At 65.4% G+C, this 4,366-nt stretch carries 4 protein-coding genes; 2 read left to right on the top strand and 2 right to left on the bottom strand.

Annotated elements, in window-relative coordinates; genetic code table 11:
• Nucleotides 1–190: hypothetical protein (locus VGF12_RS02650; RefSeq protein ID WP_331174496.1), on the top strand; the 190-nt coding region annotated here is incomplete at its 5' end.
• A 53-nt stretch (nt 191–243) separates the two neighbouring features.
• On the opposite strand, the gene VGF12_RS02645 is transcribed toward VGF12_RS02650, so the two are convergent.
• Complete coding sequence (locus VGF12_RS02645; RefSeq protein ID WP_331174495.1) at nt 244–1,629, bottom strand: FGGY-family carbohydrate kinase; 1,386 nt, start codon at nt 1,627–1,629, stop codon at nt 244–246.
• Nucleotides 1,626–2,507 (bottom strand): DeoR/GlpR family DNA-binding transcription regulator, encoded by an 882-nt coding sequence (locus VGF12_RS02640; protein ID WP_331174497.1) that lies wholly within the window; start codon nt 2,505–2,507, stop codon nt 1,626–1,628. The genes VGF12_RS02645 and VGF12_RS02640 overlap by 4 nt, the downstream gene beginning before the upstream one ends.
• Nucleotides 2,508–2,958: 451 nt before the next feature.
• Here VGF12_RS02640 and VGF12_RS02635 point away from each other — a divergent pair.
• A partial coding sequence (locus VGF12_RS02635; RefSeq protein WP_331174494.1) for a bifunctional rhamnulose-1-phosphate aldolase/short-chain dehydrogenase occupies nt 2,959–4,366 on the top strand: 1,408 nt, incomplete at its 3' end.

Below are 4,366 nucleotides of genomic sequence, written 5' to 3'. Positions count from 1 at the left end.
GAGCGACGTGACCGGCTTCGACGAAGTGCGCGTCTACGCCTTCAACAGTGCCAACGCCACCAGCGGCTACAGCGCGCCAGCCATCGACAGCGTTCGCGCCTTCACGGTGCCGGAGCCGGGTTCGCTGACGCTGGCGTTGCTGGGCTCGCTGGCGGGGTTGGGCGTCGCCGGCTTGCGCCGCCGCGGCTGAGCCGACATCTCGAAACGAAACAGCCGGCGCGAGCCGGCTGTTTCGTTGGGCGTTCAGAACAACCAGGGGCTGACGCAAACCCGCCAGCCGTCGCGGTAGGCCTGCCAGCCCGGTGGGCTCCATGCCTGCACCGGCGCCGCACCCGCCTCGGGCGCGCGCCCCCAGGCATCCAGCATCCAGGCTCCACAGGTGGTGCCGCTGCTGTCGTCCGACACCGTCACATCGCGCCCCTGCGCCAGTCCAGCCAGCAAGGGCCCGAACCAGGGGTTGGCCGTGAACGCGCCTTCGACGACGACGCGGCCGCTGGCGCCCAACGCGTCCAAGCAATGATCCGTCATCAGCACGACGTAGAGCGTCGCCAGCGCAGCGCGCTCTGCGTCCGTCTGCGGCATGGCACCAGTCACGCCACCCACGCGGCCGGCGAACGGTCCACCCGTCTCGGCGAAGCAGGGCAGCGCCATCGTGCCCCGCGCGACCAGCCGCTCGACGTCCTCGGCCGTGAACGCGGCCGGCTGTTCGCCGGCGATGGCGCCAAACTCCCGACCGCCCATAAAGCGCATGCAGGGCACGGCCTCGCCGAAGACGTTGCAGTTGGCCAGCATGTCCTGTACCTCGACCAAAGGCTTGGTCGCCGAGCCCAACGCCGCCGCGATGACCCAGGTGCCTGTGGACAGCACCGTGCAGGGGCCGCTTTGTTGCAGCGTCAGCAGATGGCGCAGCAGCGAGGCATTGCTGTCGTGGATTCCGCAGACGATCTCGCAGTCCACCGGCAGCCCGGTGTCGGCGGCCAGCTCAGGCCGCAGCACGCCCAGGCGCGCCCAGGCCTCGCGGCGCTTGGGAAAGAGCGACTCCCAGCCGTGGCGTTCCACCAAGCTGGACCAGCGGCCCGCCTCCGGCTGCCAAAGGTCGGTATGGCAACCCAGCGACGTGACCTCGCTGGCGGCGACGCCGCACAGACGCCAGGCCCAGTACTGCGGGTACATCAGCACATGCCTGGCGCGAGCAAACTCGGCGGGGAAGCGAGCCTGCAGCCAGTCGAGCTGGCGGCCGAGATTGAGGCCTGCCGGCAGCAGCGGCGAACCGCTCTCGCTGAAGGTCGGTCGCAGCGACTCATAACGCGCCGCGTCGGCGGCGTCGCCCGGTACGTGCTCATAGTCCAGTACCGGCATCACCAGGCCGGCCTCGTCGACCAACGCCGCCGTCGCGCCATGCGTGACGGGAACGATAGCTCGTATCTGTGCAAGCGCAGACAGCTCGCGCAACTGACCCAGCATCCAGGCCCACAACCGCTCGGTGTCATGGTGCGGATACGGTCCGACACGGCGCACCGTGTTGGGTGTACGTGCCTCCGCCAGCGTCTTGCCGGCAGCATCGATCAGCGTGAGCTTGGCATTGGTCTTGCCGATGTCGAGGACGACGGTACCGGGAAGAGCGCTCAAGAGTTCAGCCCCACGCGACGCCCGTAGGCGCCGGCTTCCAGCACGGCCGCGTAGTCATGCGAGCTCATGGCCGAGGCCTCCACGACCCGAGGGTCCACGGCTTCGGGCTCCACGGTGATAACTCGCACGCCATAGTGCTCCAGCAATTGGACGGCGCTGTCGGACGCGCCGGTGTCTGTGATGACGGTCGAGACGCGGTTCAGCCCGCACAGCACCAGCCCGGCCTTGCGCTGGAACTTGGAACTGTCCACCAGCACGACCAGTTCCTCGGCCTGGCCGATGAGGCGCTTCTCGGCCTGGATCAGCAGCGGGTCGGCCTCCATCAGACCCAGGATGGACAGGCCATAGACGCCCATGAACATCTTGGCCGCATAGTGGTGCTGAGCCACGTCATTCTCGAACGGGCTCAGGATGACGTTCTGCTCTCGGTAGACCCGTCCGCCAGGCAGGATGATTTCGTTGTCACTGGTGACGAGCAGGCGCTCGGCCATCAGGAAGGAATTGGTGAGAATCTTCAGCTGTTTCTCGACGAGAAACTCCGCCATCATGAAAGTGGTAGTTCCACCGTTGATGATGATGGTTTCCCCGTTATTGCACATCGAGGTGGCATAACGGGCGATGGCGCGCTTGGCCGCAGTATTTTGCTGAGCGTTGTTCTGAAAAGTCTCACTGGACAGCGTGTAAGACTTTTTCTTCTGCTCCAACCTCTGCGCACCGCCCCGAGTGCGTGTCAGCTGGTTTTTCGCGGCCAGCCAGGAAATATCCCTGCGCACGGTGGCGGCAGAAGCCGACAGCCATTCCATCAATTGCTGAACGCTGGCGTGTTCACGCTCGTCCAGCAGTTTGAGAAGACGCTTGTGACGCTTGTGATTGATCATGTGGATCACCTTCTCGGGCGTCCCGGGGAACCGGCGGCGACCGTTGTCTCGTATTTATGGGACCAGCCTCTGGAGGGCGGGCATCGCTTGGCTTGGCAGCCCGGCGGAGGCCGGGTCAGGGCATGCGGCCGGTGTGCGTAGGCGCCAGCCGCCGACGGCACTTCCACTCACGCTCAGAACCGATCAAAGCCTGGGTGAAACGCCGTTTCAAGTGCAGATTACGTCAGCTGCGTGACAGCGTCAATCAAAAACCACTCACGCCCGTGAGCGTTTCGTGAGCGGTGGGACCGCCATCCACGCTTTCGCTCATCCTTTTGATTTACTGCTGAGCCCCCGCGCATGGCGCAACGTTTCGCTTCACACTGCGTGCCGCTAACCCGCCAGAAGCGGGCCCCGGGGGACGCAGGCCGCGACCCTGAGGGCAAATGACAGGCCGAATACAGGCAAGCTGATGACTGCAATTTCCCAAACCGCCACGCATAACCCCATCATCTCGAAGTGGGACGACGACGTGGCGGCAAAACTGAGCGAACCCGAACTGCTGCTTTATCGCTCCAACCTGCTGGGTTCAGATCTGCGCGTCACGAATTTCGGCGGTGGCAATACTTCGGCCAAGGTCAAGATGCGCGATCACCTGACCGGCGAGAATGTCGAGGTGCTCTGGGTCAAGGGCTCGGGCGGCGACCTGGGGTCCATCAAGCTGGATGGTTTTTCCACGCTCTACATGGACAAGCTGAATGCGCTGAAGAAGCGGTATCGCGGCTTGGAGCATGAAGACGAGATGGTGGACTACCTGCCGCACTGCACCTTCAATTTGAATCCGCGGGCTGCGAGTATCGATACTCCCCTGCACGCCTATATCCCGAAGGCGCATGTCGACCACATGCACCCCGACGCGATCATCGCCATCGCCGCCTGCGCCGACAGCAAGCGCCTGACCGAAGTGATCTTCGGCGGCCAGCTGGGCTGGCTGCCCTGGCAGCGCCCCGGCTACGACCTGGGCCTGAAGCTGGAAGCACTGGCCACGTCGCAGCCCAACCTGAAGGGCATCATCCTGGAAGGCCACGGCCTGTTCACCTGGGGTGACACCGCCAAGAGCTGCTACGAGATCACGCTGGACATGATCCGCCTGGCCGAGCAATGGCTGAACGAGAACATCAAGCAGCCGGTGTTCGGCGGCGTGAAGACCGTGACGCTGCCCGCCGAACAGCGCGCCGCCATCGCCGCCAAGCTGATGCCCGCGCTGCGCGGCCGCATCAGCGCTGACGAGCGCAAGCTGGGCGACTTCAACGACAGCGCCGCGGTGCTGGAGTTCGTCGGCAGCAACGACCTGGAAAAGCTGGCCGCGCTGGGCACGTCCTGCCCCGACCACTTCCTGCGCACCAAGATCCGCCCGCTGGTGCTGGACTTCGACCCCAGCAACCCCGATGTGGACGCCGTGCTGGCCGGCCTGGACGCTGCGCTGGAAGCCTACCGCGCCGACTACCGTGCCTACCACGAGCGCTGCAAGCGCCCGACCAGCCCGGCCGTGCGTGATGCCAACCCCATCATCTACCTGATCCCCGGCGTCGGCATGCTGTCCTTCGCCAAGGACAAGGCGACCGCGCGTATCGCCGGCGAGTTCTACGTCAATGCGATCAACGTGATGCGCGGCGCGAACGGCGTCGACAGCTACGTCGGCCTGCCGGAACAGGAAGCCTTCGACATCGAATACTGGCTGCTCGAGGAAGCCAAGCTGCAGCGCATGCCCAAGCCGAAATCGCTGGCCGGTCGGGTGGCGCTGGTCACCGGCGGCGCGGGCGGGATCGGCGCCGCGACCGCCACGCGTTTCCTGCGCGAGGGCGCCTGCGTCATGCTGG

The organism is Roseateles sp. (assembly GCF_036404855.1).
Lineage (GTDB): Bacteria > Pseudomonadota > Gammaproteobacteria > Burkholderiales > Burkholderiaceae_C > Pelomonas.
This window is presented reverse-complemented; position numbering and strand designations above follow the sequence as displayed.